The organism is Pseudomonas sp. GCM10022186 (assembly GCF_042656385.1).
GTDB lineage: Bacteria > Pseudomonadota > Gammaproteobacteria > Pseudomonadales > Pseudomonadaceae > Metapseudomonas.
Genome location: NZ_JBHSOU010000003.1, coordinates 1 through 16,584 on the forward strand (window position 1 = coordinate 1; position 16,584 = coordinate 16,584).

Sequence of the window (16,584 nt, forward strand, 5' to 3'; positions counted from 1 at the left end):
AAAGTTGCATGCGGGAATAGCTCAGTTGGTAGAGCACGACCTTGCCAAGGTCGGGGTCGCGAGTTCGAGTCTCGTTTCCCGCTCCAAATATCGATCTACAGAGTTCCACGGAGCTCTGTATGTCATTGAAACAAGGGGCGAAAGCCCCTTTTTTCATTCCCGCTTTCGCTGTTCCTGGCGCGCACTGCCCAGGAGATGGGGCAGGCCTCCTGCTTCAACCCATCCCGCAGCGCCATGTTCTCCATGATCACTTCGGCAATCCGGGGTCGTATGCCACCTCGCGTCCGGGCGCCGCACCAGTTGCCTTGGCAGTCATACCGGCATCTCTTCGTTGTCCGCCATGAACGCCGGCAGATCCCGCCAGGCAACCCAGAGCTCCCCCTGCCACCTCACCACCCCGACCCGCCGGCCGGCCCTGCTCACTCCGCTCCACCCATCCTATGGACCTGAGCTCGGTGAGGGGCCCCTGCGCGGCTTCCAGGGATGGGATCAGGCCTGCATCGCCCCGCCATGCACATCCATGGCCGCCTGGCGCAGGGCCTCGGAGCGGGTCGGGTGGGGATGGCAGATCAGGGCGATGTCTTCGGCCGAGGCGGAAAATTCCATGGCCACGCAGTACTCACCGATCATCTCGCTGACGCAGGGGCCGATCAGGTGCACGCCTAGTACTTCGTCGGTGCGCTCATCGGTCAGCACCTTCACGAAACCTTCGGTCTCGTGGTTGATCCTGGCCCGGCTGTTGGCGGTGAAGGGAAACTTGCCGACCCGGTAGGGCCTGCCCTCGGCCTTCAGCTGTTCCTCGCTCTTGCCCACGCTGGCCACTTCCGGGCGGGTGTAGATCACATTGGGGATGAGGTTGTAGTTCACCTCGGCGGCCTGGCCGGCAATCCGCTCGATGCAGGCGATGGCCTCGTCCTCGGCCTTGTGCGCCAGCATCGGCCCGGAGGTGACATCGCCTATGACCCAGACCCCCGGCGCACCCGTCTGGTGGCGCTCGTTGGCGAGCATGCCGCGGGAGTCGGTGGCCAGGCCCACGCTCTCCAGCCCGAGGCCCTCGGTATAGGGGCGGCGACCGATGGCCACCAGCACGTAGTCGGCCTTCAGGGTTTCCGCCAGGCCGCCGGCGGCGGGTTCGATGGACAGTTCCACGCCGCTCTTGCCGGCCTCGGCGCTGGTGACCTTGGAGCTGAGCTTGAAGCTCATGCCCTGCTTGGTCAGGGCGCGCTGCAGGGTCTTGGCGGTTTCATCGTCCAGGCCGGGGCAGATGCGGCCCAGGTATTCCACCACCGTCACCTGGGCACCCAGGCGGCGCCAGACCGAGCCCAGTTCCAGGCCGATCACTCCGGCGCCGATCACCACCAGGTGCTTGGGAACTTCCGGCAGGGACAGCGCGCCGGTGGAGTCGAGAATGCGCTTGTTGTCGATGGTCACGCCGGGCAGCGGCGTCGGCTCGGAGCCGGTGGCGATGACGATGTTGCGGGTTTCCAGGGTTTGCTGCTGGCCATCGGCGGCGGTCACCAGCACCTTGCCGGCGCCGTCGATGCGGCCCCAGCCCTTGACCCATTCCACCTTGTTCTTGCGGAAGAGGAACTCGATGCCCTTGGTCAGGGCCGCCACGCTTTCGGCCTTCTGCGTCATCATCTGCGCCAGGTCGAGCTCGGGCCGGACCTGGATGCCGAGGGTGGCGAATTCCTTGCCCGCCGCCGCTTCGAAGAGTTCGGATGCGTGGAGCAGGGCCTTGGACGGCATGCAACCGACGTTCAGGCAGGTGCCACCCAGGGTTTCACGACCCTCGACGCAGGCCACCTTCATCCCCAGCTGGCCGGCCTTGATCGCCGCGTTGTAGCCGCCTGGGCCACTGCCTATCACCACCACGTCGTACGCGCTCATGGGAACTACCTCGGTCGAAAAGTCTAAAGGGGAAAGCTCAAGCCTAGTGGACAACCCGCAGCCTTCCAGCCGGGGCGATCCTGCTTGAGGCCGGCGTTCGATATTATGGGTGTCATATCTCTAGTCGAGCGCTGTAGCGCTTGCCAGGGCTCACCAGTCCAGGCGCAGGCGGCTCTCGAAGCGGCGCGGTTCGCCGGTGATGGGGTCGTCGAAGGCGAGGTCGCGGGCCAGCAGCTTGAGGGGACGCTGGTAGTCGTCCGGCCCACCCTTGTCGGTCAGTTCCGGGTAGAAGCCGTCATTGCGGATGGGCGCGCCGAGAGCGGCCAGGTGCACCCGCAACTGGTGCTGCTTGCCAGTGATGGGGGTGAGGGCATAGCGCCAGAGGTCGCCGTTCTTCTCCAGCACCTCCAGGCGGGTGCGGGTGTTGGGCGCGCCGGGCACTTCCTGCATGCGGAAGAAGGGTTCGCCCTTGGCCAGGCGGGTTTCCCGCAGCAGCGGGAAGACGAGGCCAGGTAGCGCCGGGGCTATGGCTTCGTAGCGCTTGTCGATCTCCCGGTCGCGGAACAGCGCATGGTAGATGTTGCGACTGGCCGGGTTGGCGGAGAACAGCACCAGGCCGGCGGTGTGGCGGTCGATGCGGTGCAGCGGCACCAGGTGCGGATTGCCCAGGCGTCGGGTCAGGCGCGCCTGCAGGGTTTCCTCGACATACTCGCCCGCCGGCATCACCGGCAGGAAGTGGGGCTTGTCGGCTACCACCAGGTGCTCATCCACGTAGAGGACCTGTTCCTGGAAGGGAATGGCTCTTTCGCCTTTCACCTCCCGGAAGTAATGCACCCGCAGCGCCACCTGGTAGGGATGCTCCGGCCCGAGCGGCTGGCCCTGCCCGTCGGTCACCTTGCCACCGGCCATGCGCTCCAGCCAGGTTTCCCGGGAGATGGCGGGAAAGCGGTCGCAGAGGCAATCCAGTACGGTGCGCCACTGGCCCTGGGGGAGGTGGAGGGTGCTGGGGCGGATGCTCGGGGTGCGGGACATGGAGTGTTTCGGCGAGTTTCAGGAGCGGGGCATTAGGCCGCACCTGACTGACCGGAGTCAAAGCCGGAGGATAGAATGCACCCCCCCGTGCGCCCGCGGGCAGGAGCCCCGCCGCGATGGTAGGCCCATTGCAGGCGCACGCCAGGATGTTTTTTCAGAAGAGGACCCTTGTATGTACTTCAAGCCGATTTCCCTCGGTCTCGCCCTGGCCGGCCTGCTCCTGGCCGGCTGCAGCTCGGCCGACAAGCCCGAAGCTCCGGCCGCCGAGCAAAGCGCCAGCGCCGCCGCACCGTCCCTGTCCGGTACCTGCGACAGCGCGGCGGTAGCCTCCCTGGTGGGCAAGACCGCCAATGTCGCCCTGGTCGAGCAGGCCAAGCGTCAGTCCGGTGCGGAGACCGCCCGGGTGCTGCGTCCCCACCAGCCGATCACCATGGACTACAACTCCCGCCGACTGAATATCGACGTGGACGAAACCGACGTCGTCAAGCAGTTCACCTGCGGCTAAAGCAGCCGGAGCAACGCCACGCCTGCTGCGATCACCCCACAGGCCAGCAGGCGGATCGGCGGCAGTGGCTCCTTGAGCAGTAGCGCGCCGATCAGCAGGGCGAACAGCACGCTGGTTTCCCTCAGTGCGGAAACCAGCGCCACCGGAGCCCGGGTCATGGCCCAGATGGCGATGCTGTAGGCCGCCAGGGACATCGCCCCGCCCGCCAGGCCGCCGCGCCAGTGCGGCCCCAGTTGCAGGAAGGTCCGCGGGCCGCGGGCGATGGCGATCACCATGGCCATCACCAGGGCATTCACCACGAACAGCCACAGCGAATAGGACAGTGCGTCGCCATTGCGCCGAGCCCCTGTGGCATCGGCCAGGGTGTAGCCGGCGATGAACAGCGCCGTCATCAGGGCACAGCCCACCAGCGCTGCGTTGATGCCGGCGGCGCCACGCCCGCCGCGAACCGCCATCAGCCAGATTCCGCCCACCAGCACCAGCAAGCCCGCCAGTTCGCCGGGACTCAGCCGGTCCCCGAGCAGGGCCATCGACAGCAGCGCCACCAGCAGCGGCGAGCAGCCGCGCGCCAGCGGGTAGACCTGGCCCAGGTCGCCATGCTGGTAGGCGCGGGCCAGGTAGCTGTTGTAGCCGATGTGGAAGAGGGCGGAGAGGCCGATCCAGGGCCAGGCTTGCGGCTTGGGCATGGCGACCAAGGGCAGGCCGGCCAGGGCCACCACGCCGGCGGCGATCTGGATCAGGGAAGCGCTGAGGAATCGGTCGAGGCCGATCTTCAGCAGGGCGTTCCAGCCCGCATGCAGGGCCGCGGCGGTCAGGACCAGGAGAAAGACCGGGGTTTCCACTCTGAGGGCTGTCCTTGTGCTCTCGTGCAACTGCGGGGAATACGGCCACATGACCGTGCGCTGTGCGCACCGGAACCTCTGGTGCGCACGGCGCACCCTACGCAAGCACCTTCCCGCCATGGGCATAAAAATGACCACGACACAGTTGAGGGCCTAGGACGCCTGCTGCGCCGTGGTCACCGGGGCCTAGCACGACCCCTGAACTAGAGCTGCTTGAGCATCTCCTCCAGGTGCACGAAGTCCAGGTGGTGGGCAGCGGCGACACTGGCGTTGGTCAGGCGCCCCTTGGCCACGTTCAGGCCGTGGCGCAGGTGCAGGTCGTCTTCCAGGGCCTTGCGCGTGCCCTTCTGCGCCAGGGCGATGACGAAGGGCAGGGTGGCGTTGTTCAGTGCCAGGGTGGAGGTCCGTGCCACCGCCCCGGGCATGTTGGCCACGCAGTAGTGCACCACCTCGTCCACCACGTAGGTGGGCTCGGCATGGGTGGTGGCGCGCGAGGTTTCGGCGCAGCCGCCCTGGTCGATGGCCACGTCCACCAGCACCGCGCCGTCCTGCATCCGCGCCACCATTTCAGCGGTGACCAGCTTGGGTGCGGCCGCGCCGGGGATCAGCACGCCACCGATGACCAGGTCCGCCGCCAGCACCTGTTCGCGCACCGTACCGTGCGTCGAGTAGAGGGTGGTGATGCGGTTGCCGTAGAGCGAGTCCAGGCGGCGCAGGGCGTCCACGCTCTTGTCCAGCACAGTGACATCGGCGCCCAGGCCCACGGCCATGGCCAGGGCATGGGTGCCCACCACGCCACCACCGAGGATCACCACCTTGCCGGGGGCCACGCCGGGCACGCCGCCCAGCAGCACGCCACGACCGCCGCGGGCTTTTTCCAGGCAACTGGCGCCCGCCTGGATCGACATGCGTCCGGCCACTTCCGACATGGGCGCCAGCAGCGGCAGGCGGCCGTGGCTGTCGGTGACGGTTTCGTAGGCGATGCAGGTGGCGCCGGAGGCGATCAGCTCCTCGGTCTGGGGCCGGTCGGGGGCCAGGTGGAGGTAGGTGAACAGGGTCTGCTCGGAGCGCAGGCGGGCACGTTCCTGGGTCAGGGGTTCCTTGACCTTGACGATCAGCTGGGCCTGCTCGAAGACCTCCGCGGCGCTGGCCGCCACCCGGGCACCGGCGGCCTGGTAGTCCTCGTCGGCGAAGCCGATGGCGCCGCCGGCCCGGGTCTCCACCCAGACCTCATGCCCCAGGCGCGTCAGCTCGGCCACGGATTGCGGTGTCAGGCCGACCCGGTACTCGTGGTTCTTGATCTCCTTCGGCACTCCGATACGCATGGCGACCTCCAGGGTTCTTGTGTCCTTTCAACAAGTGTAGAAACCCGGCCATCGCGCCCCCGCCGAATAGTGGCGGCTTTTCAGGGAATCTCCCTGAAAAGGCCGGGGGAAACAGGGGGTCGCGTTCCGGGATTCAGCCTTCCTGGTCCTTTTGCTTGCCCTTGCGGACGCCGCCGAGCAAGTCCACTGGCAGGGGAAAGACGATGGTGGTGGTCTTGTCGTTGGCGATGGAGCCCAGGGTCTGCATGTAGCGCAACTGCATGGCGCCGGACTGACGGCTGAGCATTTCCGCGGCCTGCATCAGTTTCTCCGAGGCCTGCAGCTCGCCTTCGGCGTGGATGACCTTGGCCCGCCGCTCCCGTTCCGCCTCGGCCTGGCGGGCGATGGCACGGACCATGGATTCATTGATGTCGACGTGCTTGATCTCGACGTTGGACACCTTGATGCCCCAGGCGTCGGTCTGGGAGTCCAGGGCATGCTGGATATCGACATTGAGCCGTTCCCGCTCGGCCAGCATCTCGTCCAGTTCGTGCTTGCCGAGCACCGAGCGCAGGGTGGTCTGGGCCAGTTGGCTGGTGGCCATGAGGAAGTTCTCCACCTGGATGATGGCGCGCTGCGGATCGATGACGCGGAAGTAGACCACCGCGCTGACCCTCACCGAGACGTTGTCGCGGGAGATCACGTCCTGTGGGGGTACGTCCAGCACCACGGTGCGCAGGTCGACCCGCACCACCTGTTGGATGGCGGGGATGATCAGCACCAGCCCCGGCCCCTTGACCTTCCAGAAGCGTCCGAGCTGGAACACCACGCCTCGCTCGTATTCGCGGAAGATGCGGATGGCCGAAACCGCCAGCACGATCAGCAGGAACAGGAGGGTGGCAAAGCTGAGCGGAAAGGCCATGTTCAGTCTCCTTTGGGCGCGGGTTCATCCGTCGTCACGTCCAGCAACAGTCCATTGCGCGCCAGCACCCGTACCCGCTGGCCGCTCGTCAGGGGGGCGTCGCTGCGCACCTTCCAGCGCTCGCCCTGCAACTGCACCCAGCCGCTGTACGGATCGTCCGCGACCAGGTCCTGCAGCGTCGCCTCGCTGCCCACCAGCATGGCATCGCCGCTGACCAGCGCACGCCGGCGGGCGCGGACGGCCATGGCGAGGATGGCGAAGATCAGCAGCGCACTGGACAGCGCCACGGTGATGATCACCGAGAGGGGAATGCCGAAGCCGGGCACTTCGGTGTCGATCAGGATCACCGCGCCGACCACGAAGGCGGCGATGCCGCCAAAGCCGATGATGCCGAAGCTGGGCATGAAGGCCTCGGCGGCCATGAATAGGATGCCGAGCAGGATCAGGGCGATACCGGCGAAGTTCACCGGCAGCAGTTGCAGGGCGTAGAGGGCGAGGATCAGGCAGATGCCCCCGATCACGCCGCCGACGCCGCTGCCGGGGTTGGAGAATTCGAAGATCAGTCCATAGACCCCGATCATCATCAGGATCAGTGCCACGCTGGGGTTGGTGATCACCGCGAGGATCTGCGCGCGCCAGTCGGGTTCACGCTGCACGAGCGGCGCGCCGGCGGTGGCCAGGGTGAGTTTCTGTCCGGCGATTTCCAGTGTCCTGCCGTCCAGTTTCTTCAGCAGGTCGTGGACGTCATGGGCCAGCAGGTCCACCACCTTCAGGTGCTCGGCATCGGTGGCGGAAAGGCTGACCGACTCGCGTACCGCGCGCTCGGCCCAGTCGGCATTGCGCCCGCGCATCTGCGCCAGGCCCCGGATGTAGGCGGCGGCATCGTTGACCTGCTTGCGGGTAAGGGTTTCCTCGTTGCTGGACTGCCCGGCCTTCTCATCCTTCTTGCCGTCCTTGTCGTCGTCCGGCTTGCCGCCCTCCGGCTGGCCGGGCATGCCGCCGATCTGCACCGGCGTCGCGGCACCCAGGTTGGTACCCGGGGCCATGGCGGCGATGTGACTGGCGTAGAGGATGTAGGTGCCGGCGCTGGCCGCGCGGGCGCCGCTGGGGGCGACGAAGCTGGCCACCGGCACCGGGCTGGCGAGGATCGCCTTGATGATGCTGCGCATGGAAGTGTCGAGGCCGCCGGGGGTGTCGATGCGGATCACCACCAGCTGTGCCTTGTCCTGCTCCGCGCGTTCGATGCCACGGGTGAGGTAGTCGGCGGTGGCCGGGCCTATGGGGCCGTCCACCGTCAGCACGGAGACACTGCCGGCGGCCACCAGGGTGCCGGGCGATAGCATTGCCAGGCACAGAAGCTTGCTTAGCAACCAGCGGATCATGGAGGCCTCCCGCCACGCCGTTTTCACTTACAGCATAGTTGAGAGGTCTGGTTGGTTTTTGGGGGCGGAGCAGCAGGCGACTGTAGGGGCGAATTCATTCGCCCCTACAGGGTTCGTAACCGCCAGTGGTCAGAGCGCCGCGCGGAACAGCGGCTTGCACGCCCTGGCGATCTGTTCGATATGGCGATGGTCGGTGCCGCAGCACCCGCCCATCACGTTGAGGTGCGGCAGGCGTCGCCGCAGGGCGGCGTACTGGGCGCCGAGCTCCTCCGGGTCGCCGCTGTCCAGGGCGATGGCTTCGTTCAGTTCTGCGTGGCTCTTGCGCGAGGCATTGGCGCGCAGACCGCGAATCCGCTGAACCCATCGCGTGTCGGGCACCAGCACGTCTTCGAAGTGGTCCGGGTGGGCACAGTTGATCATGTAGTAGGCGGGGTAGGCGGCGGTGGCGTTGTCCACCTGCTCGATGGCTTCCTTCAATCCCTGCCCGGTGGGAAGCCGGCCGTCGGTTTCCACGGTGAAGGAGATGACCACCGGCATGCGCGCTTCGCGGGCCGCGAGGACGACGCCCAGTGCTTCCTCCACGTAGTTCATGGTGATGGCCGTGACCAGGTCGGCGGCGGTGTCCGCGAACAGGCCGATCTGCTCGCTGTGGTATTGCTGGGCCTGGAACTGGTCCATGGCTTCGTCAGCTATGTAGCCATCGCCGCGCGGACCTATGCAGCCGCTGATCACCACCGGCGTGCGGCCGCTTTCGACTTCGGCGCGCAGCTCCTCCAGCAGGGCGATGGCCTGGCGGTTGATCGCGGCCAGTCCCTGGGGCGTGAAGCCGAGGTGATTGGCCCAGTCGGGATTGGCGCGCCAGGTGGGGCTTTCCAGGACCAGCCCGGTGCCGTAATGGCTGGCGATGGCGCAGTAGGCGCGAAAGTACTTGCGCAGGGCCTCCTGGCCATCGGGATAGTTGAGCAGTACGAAGGCGGCGAAATCGGGGAGGGCGATGCCCTCGTGAAAGACCAGGGTGGTCTCGATGCCGCCATCGGTAAGGAACAGTTCGCCCTCCAGTTGGGGCAGGGCGCTGCGATATTGGGCCATGGCCTTGACTCCGTGACCTGTGGACATTCGCTGTCCGTAGCAGGCTTCGGGGTGAAGGCGGGTCGGGCAGCCGGTCTGTGGCCTCGGGCGGATTCCGCGGTCGATGGAGGCCCGTAGGCACTACGCCGGGCGGACACTAAGCGCCCGGTGGGTAAGAGGAAAGGCTAGCACCCGCGCGGGGTCTGGCTGGGGTGGGCTGATGGGTGGGGGCGTCGTTGCGCTCGTGCCGATAGGCGCTCACCGCCTCGTACACCGCCTTGCGCAAACGGTTGATGCCGCCGATGGGGCGGTGCTCGGGCAGGCCGTGCCAGGGGTTGAAGGAGCGGTTGTCGCAGGCGAGGTTCTGCTCGCGGCTGTCGAAGTCCTGGGCGGGCACCTTGATCCTGGCGACGGTCACGAAGGGCGAGACGGATTCGTCCCACTCGACGCTGGTGTCTTCGATGGGCATGTAGTGCGTGGGGTTCTGCTTCTGCACCTGCAAGGCGAAGCAGGCCGGCACGCGGTCCAGGGACAGTTGCTGGTAGAGGGCGTTGCGCAGGAAGTTGGGCAGCGCGGTGTTCTGTTCCGGCAGCCGGTAGGGCGGGCAGTTCTGCGGGTCGGGAATGACCCGGTACTTGATGTTCTCCTGGCCCAGCTTGTACGGCGCGATGGAGTAGTAGGTGGCGTCGACCGGGCTGTCCGGGGCGGGCGCCAGGGTCTGCAGGGCGATAACGAGATGGCGGACTTCCCAGGTGCGCGGGTCCCAGCCGGGGAAGAAGGCGCCGACCTTCTCGCCGTTGGCCTGGGCGTTGAAGTTCTGCCGGTACTCGGCCACGTCACGGACGAAGAACACCGGATGGTTGAACATCACGAAGTCCTGTTCATTGGCATGGGCCAGGCTCTTCATCAGCTTCTCGCCGGGCACGTCGAGCAGCTTGATGGCCATGCCACGGGCATCGCGAACGCGGTCGAACTGCGGAAAGGCGTTACCGTTGGACAGGCGCATCACGGCGTGCCAGGTCTTGCCCGGTTCGGCGAAAACGCCGGCGCGCAGGTCGCTGTCGAGGTCCGGCAGCACGCTGACTTCCGCCTTCACGCAGCCGTGGGCCTTGGCGTGGGCGTCGCGCAGTACGCGGGTATTGTCGCGGTGCTGTTCGACGATGCGGATGGCGTCGTCGATGATGGCGCGGGTCTGCGCGGCCTCGTCGGCAGGGATGACTTCCTCGCTGGGCACCGGGCCGGAGAACTTCCAGCCGTAGTAGGCCTCGCCAGCCAGCCAGCCCACCAGGCCGACCACCAGCACGAAGAGAAGGAGCTTGCCGAGCAGTCGGCCGAGCCAGAGCCAGAAGCGCTTGAGCATGGGGCTTGAGTCCTTTTTTCTTTTTCTGCTTCAGGATTGGCGAGGGCTCAGCCCTCGCACGCAGGGCCTGGGGTCCAGGGACGGGGTTCCACCGGCGTGAGCTGGCCTTCCAGCGCCGGGTTGCCGAGCACCTTGAGGTATTCGATCAGCGCCAGGCGTTCGTCCGGGGACAGGAAGCGGCCGATCACGCCGTCCTTGCGGCAGCCGTCGCGGAACTCATGGCCGCGGTTGCCGTTGCCCTTGACACTGGTGTCCAGCAGGAAGCTGCCGGGGAATTCCGCGGTCTGGAAGCCGACGAACTTCGGGTCGTACTCGAAGCTGCCGACATGGAACCGGCCGGCCCGCTCGCTGACCGGGGAGAGCAGCTGGAACAGGGTCGGCACCGAGCCGTTGTGCAGGAAAGGCGGGGTGGCCCAGATACCTTCCAGCGGGCGCGCCTTGTAGCCGCGTTTCTCCTGTACGCCGATGGGCAGGCCGAAGCCGTCCATGCGCGCGCGTTCTTCGCTGGAAATGCCGGCCTGCCTGTAGGCCTGCTCTTCGACGAAGGACGTGACGTAAGCCAGTCCCTTGGCGCTGGAGATACTCCTGAAGTCCACCTGCTCGAGGCTGGCGCCGAACAGCTTGACGTCGAGCCTGGCCAGTTGCTCGCGGGTCCAGCCCAGCCTGCTGATGTCGAAGCGGTGGTCGGCGATGTTGTCGGCGGTGGTGGAGTCGGTGCCGACTATGTCGACCGGTACCACGCGCATGTGCCATTCCGGATCGCGGCCGGGGGCCATGCGCTGTTCCGGCGGCACCACATTGGCGGCGTGGCAGTAGGCGCAGTTCTCGACGAACAGCGCACGGCCCTGGCTGGCCCGGGGCAGGTCGACCTTGCCGAAGACCGCTTCCGGCCAAACCGGCGGGGTGAGCTGCTTCAGGGTTTCTTCCAGGGTATGGAGGTCGCGCACGCGCACGCTGGAGGCGTAGCGGTCCGCCTCCGGCACCGGGCCGCCGTCCGGCTGGAACAGGTGCAGGCTGGCGCCCACGCCGAGGGCTTCACCGATATTGCGCGCCATGGGTTGCATGGCCGAGCCGTTCCACTGTACCCAGTCGAACTTCCAGATATCCCAGAGTTGCGGGTAGCTCACCGGCGCGTCGGCGACCCGGTAGTTGTCTGGGCTGATGGCGTCGCCATACACGCTGTTGGCGATACGGCCGAAGGCATCGGTGCGGCCGAAGCCTTCCTCGGTGGGGTAGAGGCCGCGGTGGAAGTCGTTCCAGGCGGTGGCGAGCAGGTGGTCGAGTACCTGCTTGAACTCGGTGCGCAGCGCTTCCTTGCCTTGGGGGTAGTCCTCGCCCAGCACCTCCTTGGCGAAGCGGCTGAACTTGAGCGGATTGTAATAGGTGAAGGCCATGCTCATGCCCAGCGCCTGACCGAAGCCGCCGCCGCGCAGGGTGGGCACGGTGGAGGCCAGGGAGTGCAGCGCGGCGCCGCCGTCGATGCGCACGGCCTGGCCGTTGTAGCGCAGCTCGCCGGTGTGGCAGGCGGCGCAGCTGATGTCCAGGTACTGCCTGCCGGTCCGCTCGTCTGCGTGGCGGGCCATGCCCACCGGCAGGTTGCCGGGGTTCAGTGGGGTGGGTTTCTGCTGCGGGTCGACCAGGAAGCCGAAACGCGCCAGGTACTCGGGACGGGCGAATTTATCGCCGGAGAAGGGCAATTCCAGGGCGCTGAACCACTCGTAACGCAGGCCCTTAACGGTAGTGCCCTGGGGTGTGTAGTAGTAGGTCTGGCGCTCCGCCTCGCTCCACTGGTCGAGGTAGTGCAGCTGGCTCGGCGGCTGGTAGGCCGGCAGGTTGGGGTTGGCGATGTAGTAAAGGACCAGCGCCAGGCCTGCCAGTATCAGTACCAGCAGCAGTAATAGGATGCGACGAAGGGCGTGCATCGGTACTTCCTTGTAGCTCGGTGAAATTTCCTAGCTTATGCCAAGCGGCAGGGGTATTGGCAAGGTGCTATTACGCAAATGCGCTAAGACCTTGGATAGAGCACCACGGCGGCGCGCTGCTTGGCCCGGCCGAAACGGCTGATGCGCTCGAACTCCTGGTGGGTGACGGGCACGTGCTGGCAGTCCTGCGGCCGTCTCTGCAGGCTGCGTTCGGCATTCGGGTCGTGGAGGTAGATGAAGGCGCGGTCGTAGTCGGTGACCAGCACCCAGTGGGGCGCCCGGCTGCGACTGCGTCGATGTCCGTCCACCAGCACCAGCGGCTGGCCGCCGGCTTCCAGCAGCGGGGCCACGTCCAGTTCGTCGCTGAGGTGCTGTTCGATATCGGTGCTCTGCAACGCACTGCAGAAGTCCTCGTGGGCCTGGAGGATCACCTCGCGCTTGCCGGCGTTGCGCACCTCGTCGAGGAACAAGGGGCCCTGGTGACTCAGGTGCAGCCTGACCCGGTAACCCCGTCGCCAGGCCGCCAGGGCCAGTCCATGGGGGCCGCAACCGCCATGCCCGCCGGGCATGTGCACGCTGCTGGCCTCGCGCCAGAGACGCAGTTCGTCCTGGTGGTTGCCCGGAATGGAGCCATCCAGGGCGCCCATGGCCATCAGCAGGCAGGCCGGGCCGCAGGTGAACTCGGTGGTCTGATGGTAGTAGGGCACGTGCCGTTGCAGCGCCTGCGGGTGGCAGACCACGCGCTTTTCCAGGCGCAGGGCATCGCGGTGATCGGGGAAGAAATCCGCCAACAGGCCCAGGCTGCTGTAGCCATTGCGCTCGAACAGCGCCACGGCCTGACGGTTTTCCGGACAGACCTCCAATCGCAGGTAGGCGCACTGGTGTTCGCGGGCGCTGGCCTCGGCCGCCTCCAGCAGGCGCTGGCCGATGCCGTTGCCTCGGGCGCGCGGGTCGGTGGCGATGGTATGCAGCCGGGCGAGGGTGCTGTCCTGGCGGAACAGCGCCAGGGTGTAGCCGAGGATCTGGCCGTCACCCTCCGCGACCTTCAGGCTGGCATTGGCTTCTACCAGCATCCAGCGCAACTGCTGCCGGCCGAGGCGGGGCGGCTCGAAACTACGGTTTTCGAGGTCCACCAGTGCCGACAGATCGTCGAGCGTGGCGGGACGCAACAGGAGGTTCATGGCAGGCCCCGCAAGGCAGGGAATGAATCGCACGAGTATTGGCCCGGATTGAAAGGCTGTCGAGACGCTTGCGGGGGTTGGCCGCCCGATTTAATCCCGAATGGGAATCGGGTCTATAGAGAAACGTTCCATGGCGCGTCAAGGTTCTTGCTAGCGTTACAGGTAGCTGGTTCAACCCATTGTTTTTATTGATAAATCAAATTTTTGACGTCAAGGAGTGCACTTCTTGGAACTCATCTCCTCCGCACCACGACGTCTACTGGTGGTCGACCCTTGCGACCATTGCCGGCAGTTCCTGCCATTTTTGGTGGAGGCCGGCTGGACAGTCTCCAGTCAGAGTCTGGACCAGGCCCTGGCGGCGAGCTATGACATCGGCCTGCTGCGCCTGCGCGTCGACCACCTGGAACACCCGGAAGGGGTGAAGCACCTGATCAGCCGCAGCGGCACCGAGTGGATCGCCCTGATCGATCCTTTCGCGGAATCGCATTCCGGTGTCGATGAGTTCATTGGCGAATGGTTCTTCGATGCCCTTGCCCTGCCGGTGGACCTGCCTCGTCTACAGGGCCTGCTCGGCCGTGCCTTTGGCATCGCCCGCCTGCGCGGTATCGGTACCCGCCGTGGCGACCAGCATGAGTTGCTTGGCCAGAGCCGGCCGCTGCGGGACCTGCGCAAGCAACTGATGCGCCTGGGACCGAGCGACAAGCCGGTACTGATCTGCGGCGAAAGCGGCAGCGGCAAGGAACTGGTGGCGCGCACCCTGCACCGGATGTCGCGACGGGTGGGAGAGCCCTTCGTAAGTTTCAACTGCGGCGTCCTGCCGGAGCTGGAAACCGGCAATCTATTGTTCGGCCATCAGGGCAAACTGGCCTCGGCCAATGGCGGCACCCTGTTCCTCGACGCCATCCATGAACTGCCCCTGGTCCACCAGCAACGCCTGCTCGCCTGCCTGCGGAGCAAGGCGCTGCATCACGCCGACGGCGAAGTGGTGCCCCTGGATGTGCGAATCCTGGCGTCCACCCGGGAAGATCTGAGTGAGCTGGTGGGAGAGGGGCGTTTCGACCCGGGCTTGCGGCAATGGCTGGAGCCGTATCGGCTGGTGATGACGCCACTGCGCAAGCGCCAGGGGGATATCGCCCTGCTGGCCAACTACTTCGCCGACCTCTACAGCCTGGAGGCCGGACGCCGGTCCAGCCACTTCAGCGAGGAAGCCCTGGCGGCCATGGCCCGCCATCGCTGGCCCGGCAATGTGCGCGAGCTGGCCAGCCGCGTGAGGCGTGGCTACGCCCTGGCTGAAAGCGGGCAGATCGAGGCGAGTGACCTGGGATTGCAGAGTGTGCCGGCGGACGGAACCCCGCTGGGAACGCTGGAGGATTACAAGCGGCGGGCGGAGTACCAGGCACTCTGCGATGCCCTGGCCCACTACAGCAGCAACCTCAGCCATGCGGCCAAGGTGCTGGGGGTGTCGCGACCGACTTTCTATCGGCTGTTGCACAAGCATCAGTTGCTGTAGGGGAAGTCATTTGCCAAGCAGTCCGAAGGATTGCCCTCGGAAACCGAGGGGGCAGCTGCGCTGCCCTTGGCGAATGAATTCGCCCCTACAGGAGCGTGCTAGTTACATCCCGTTGGCGAACGCCGGGATGCTCATGTCGATGGCCGCGCGCACCGGCTTCAGGGCCTCGGCGTAGCGGGCGAGGATATCCAGGTCGTAATCCATGCGGGCGCGGATGCGCTGGTCGTCTTCGTTCACCGGGTCGACTTCGTTCAGCACTTTCTCCACGCCGCGGACGATCAGGTGCTCCGGCAGGTAGCAGAGGCGGCAGTTCTTGTAGCTGGAGGCACGCAGTTCGCTGATGGGGTAGCCGCCACCGATGCCGGAGGAGACGCCTACCAGCAGGCCCGGTTTGTGGGCCAGTTCGGCCTTGCTGGCGTAGATGAAGAAGTTCTTGATGGCCGGGCAGGCCATGCCGTTCCACTCGGGGGCGATCACCACCACCGCATCGGCATCGCGCAGCTGCTGCTGGTAGTCGGTCCAGGGGCCGGTGTCCTCGGCCGGCCACAGGGGCAGCGGGCCCTGGCCGAGGTCGATGATGCTGCAGGAGCTGGGACTGGCTTTGTCGAGGTCGATCAGGCGCTGGCGGATGAAGCGGGCGACCTTGCCCGATTGGCTGTTGGCGCGGCTGGAGCCGGCGATCAGGACGATGTTCAGCATCTTGGGGTTCCTTGTTGAGACCGCGGGCAGGCTAGCTGGGCGGTTGCGGCTCGGCAAGGGCGGGGGTGAGGGAAGTACGGCGCGCCCGGGTATTCCAGGGGGCAGCTGCGCTGCCCTTGGCGAATGAATCCGCCCCTACAGGAAAGCACGCGAGCCCGCTTGCGCGAATCCCACAGCTACGCCCGGAACTGGTCCATCAACCCCTGCTGGTGGTTGGCCAGGCGATTGAGGGCCTGGCTGACCTGGGCCGATTCCTCGGCCTGGCCGGAGAGGGATTCGGTGACGTCGCGGATCGCCGCCACGTTGCGGTTGATCTCCTCGGCCACCGCGCTCTGCTCTTCGGCCGCCGAGGCGATCTGCAGGTTCATGTCGGTGATCACCGTCACCGCGTCGCCGATCCGTTGCAGCGCAGCCACCGCCTGCTCCACCTGCTCCACGCTGCCCTGGGCCTGGCGGTGGCTGCTGTGCATCGAGCCGACCACCTCGCGGGTGCCGTGCTGCAGGCCTTCGATCACCTGGCGGATTTCCTCCACCGAGTCCTGGGTGCGCTTGGCCAGGTTGCGCACTTCATCGGCCACCACGGCGAAGCCACGCCCGGCCTCGCCGGCGCGGGCCGCCTCGATGGCGGCGTTGAGCGCCAGCAGGTTGGTCTGTTCGGCGATGGCGCGGATCACTTCCAGCACCGAGCCGATCTGCTCGCTGCTGCTGGCCAGGGCCTGCACTTCTTCCATGGCGGCACTCATCTCGCTGGCCAGTTGCTCGATGGCGCTGGTGGTGCGGCCGATCACGCCAAGGCCCTCGCGGGTGGCGTGGTCGGCGCCACGGGCGGCTTCGGCGGCCTGGGCGGCGCTGCGGGCGACGTCCTGGGCGGTGGCGCTCATCTCGTTGGAGGCGGTGGCCACCTGGTCCACTTCGCGGTATTGCTGCTGCATGCCGGCGCTGGTCTGGCTGGCGATGGCGGCGGACT

14 protein-coding genes and 1 tRNA gene are annotated in these 16,584 nt (G+C 66.6%); 3 read left to right on the forward strand and 12 right to left on the reverse strand.

The genetic code is table 11. The features are described 5' to 3' along the window. The first annotated feature begins 10 nt into the window (after nt 1-10). Nucleotides 11-86: transfer RNA gene (locus ACFPU0_RS03210), tRNA-Gly, on the forward strand. A 403-nt stretch (nt 87-489) separates the two neighbouring features. Here the strand turns inward: ACFPU0_RS03210 and lpdA are convergent. Continuing rightward, the gene (gene lpdA, locus ACFPU0_RS03215) at nt 490-1,890 is read right to left on the reverse strand and encodes a dihydrolipoyl dehydrogenase (protein ID WP_377691348.1); all 1,401 of its coding nucleotides are present in this window, start codon (nt 1,888-1,890) and stop codon (nt 490-492) included. A 150-nt stretch (nt 1,891-2,040) separates the two neighbouring features. Beyond that, nucleotides 2,041-2,922 (reverse strand): pseudouridine synthase, encoded by an 882-nt coding sequence (locus ACFPU0_RS03220; RefSeq protein WP_377691349.1) that lies wholly within the window; start codon nt 2,920-2,922, stop codon nt 2,041-2,043. 172 nt (nt 2,923-3,094) lie between these two features. Between ACFPU0_RS03220 and ACFPU0_RS03225 the strand changes: the two genes are divergently transcribed. Then, nucleotides 3,095-3,427: an I78 family peptidase inhibitor gene (locus ACFPU0_RS03225; protein ID WP_377691350.1), complete on the forward strand. Its 333-nt coding sequence runs from the start codon at nt 3,095-3,097 to the stop codon at nt 3,425-3,427. On the opposite strand, the gene ACFPU0_RS03230 is transcribed toward ACFPU0_RS03225, so the two are convergent. From ACFPU0_RS03230 to ACFPU0_RS03265, 8 genes are all read right to left on the reverse strand, one after another. Next, on the reverse strand, nt 3,424-4,269 hold the full coding sequence (locus ACFPU0_RS03230) for an EamA family transporter (protein WP_377691351.1): 846 nt from the start codon (nt 4,267-4,269) through the stop codon (nt 3,424-3,426). The genes ACFPU0_RS03225 and ACFPU0_RS03230 overlap by 4 nt on opposite strands. A 203-nt stretch (nt 4,270-4,472) precedes the next feature. Next, a complete protein-coding gene (gene ald / locus ACFPU0_RS03235; protein WP_377691352.1) occupies nt 4,473-5,594 on the reverse strand; it encodes an alanine dehydrogenase in 1,122 nt (373 codons plus the stop codon). A 133-nt stretch (nt 5,595-5,727) separates the two neighbouring features. Then, nucleotides 5,728-6,495 (reverse strand): slipin family protein, encoded by a 768-nt coding sequence (locus ACFPU0_RS03240; protein WP_377691353.1) that lies wholly within the window; start codon nt 6,493-6,495, stop codon nt 5,728-5,730. Nucleotides 6,496-6,497: 2 nt separating this feature from the next. Beyond that, the gene (locus ACFPU0_RS03245) at nt 6,498-7,877 is read right to left on the reverse strand and encodes an NfeD family protein (RefSeq protein ID WP_377691354.1); all 1,380 of its coding nucleotides are present in this window, start codon (nt 7,875-7,877) and stop codon (nt 6,498-6,500) included. Nucleotides 7,878-8,006: 129 nt separating this feature from the next. Next, nucleotides 8,007-8,966, reverse strand: coding sequence for a homocysteine S-methyltransferase family protein (locus ACFPU0_RS03250; protein WP_377691355.1), 960 nt, complete (start codon nt 8,964-8,966; stop codon nt 8,007-8,009). Nucleotides 8,967-9,102: 136 nt separating this feature from the next. Further along, nucleotides 9,103-10,305 carry a catalase family protein gene (locus ACFPU0_RS03255; protein WP_377691356.1) on the reverse strand — a complete coding sequence of 401 codons (1,203 nt, stop codon included), beginning with the start codon at nt 10,303-10,305 and terminating at the stop codon, nt 9,103-9,105. Nucleotides 10,306-10,352: 47 nt separating this feature from the next. Next, on the reverse strand, nt 10,353-12,227 hold the full coding sequence (locus ACFPU0_RS03260) for a di-heme-cytochrome C peroxidase (RefSeq protein WP_377691357.1): 1,875 nt from the start codon (nt 12,225-12,227) through the stop codon (nt 10,353-10,355). Nucleotides 12,228-12,310: 83 nt separating this feature from the next. Continuing rightward, nucleotides 12,311-13,408, reverse strand: coding sequence for a peptidase C39 family protein (locus ACFPU0_RS03265; protein ID WP_377691358.1), 1,098 nt, complete (start codon nt 13,406-13,408; stop codon nt 12,311-12,313). A 235-nt stretch (nt 13,409-13,643) separates the two neighbouring features. Here ACFPU0_RS03265 and ACFPU0_RS03270 point away from each other — a divergent pair, with 235 nt between their 5' ends. Next, a complete protein-coding gene (locus tag ACFPU0_RS03270) occupies nt 13,644-14,918 on the forward strand; it encodes a sigma-54-dependent transcriptional regulator (RefSeq protein ID WP_377691421.1) in 1,275 nt (424 codons plus the stop codon). A 102-nt stretch (nt 14,919-15,020) separates the two neighbouring features. Here the strand turns inward: ACFPU0_RS03270 and ACFPU0_RS03275 are convergent, their stop codons facing one another. Together ACFPU0_RS03275 and ACFPU0_RS03280 are read right to left on the reverse strand one after the other, a co-directional pair. After that, nucleotides 15,021-15,617 (reverse strand): NADPH-dependent FMN reductase, encoded by a 597-nt coding sequence (locus tag ACFPU0_RS03275; protein ID WP_377691359.1) that lies wholly within the window; start codon nt 15,615-15,617, stop codon nt 15,021-15,023. Nucleotides 15,618-15,793: 176 nt separating this feature from the next. After that, entirely contained in the window at nt 15,794-16,549 is a 756-nt protein-coding gene (locus ACFPU0_RS03280) for a methyl-accepting chemotaxis protein (protein ID WP_377691422.1), read from the reverse strand. Nucleotides 16,550-16,584: the final 35 nt, after the last annotated feature.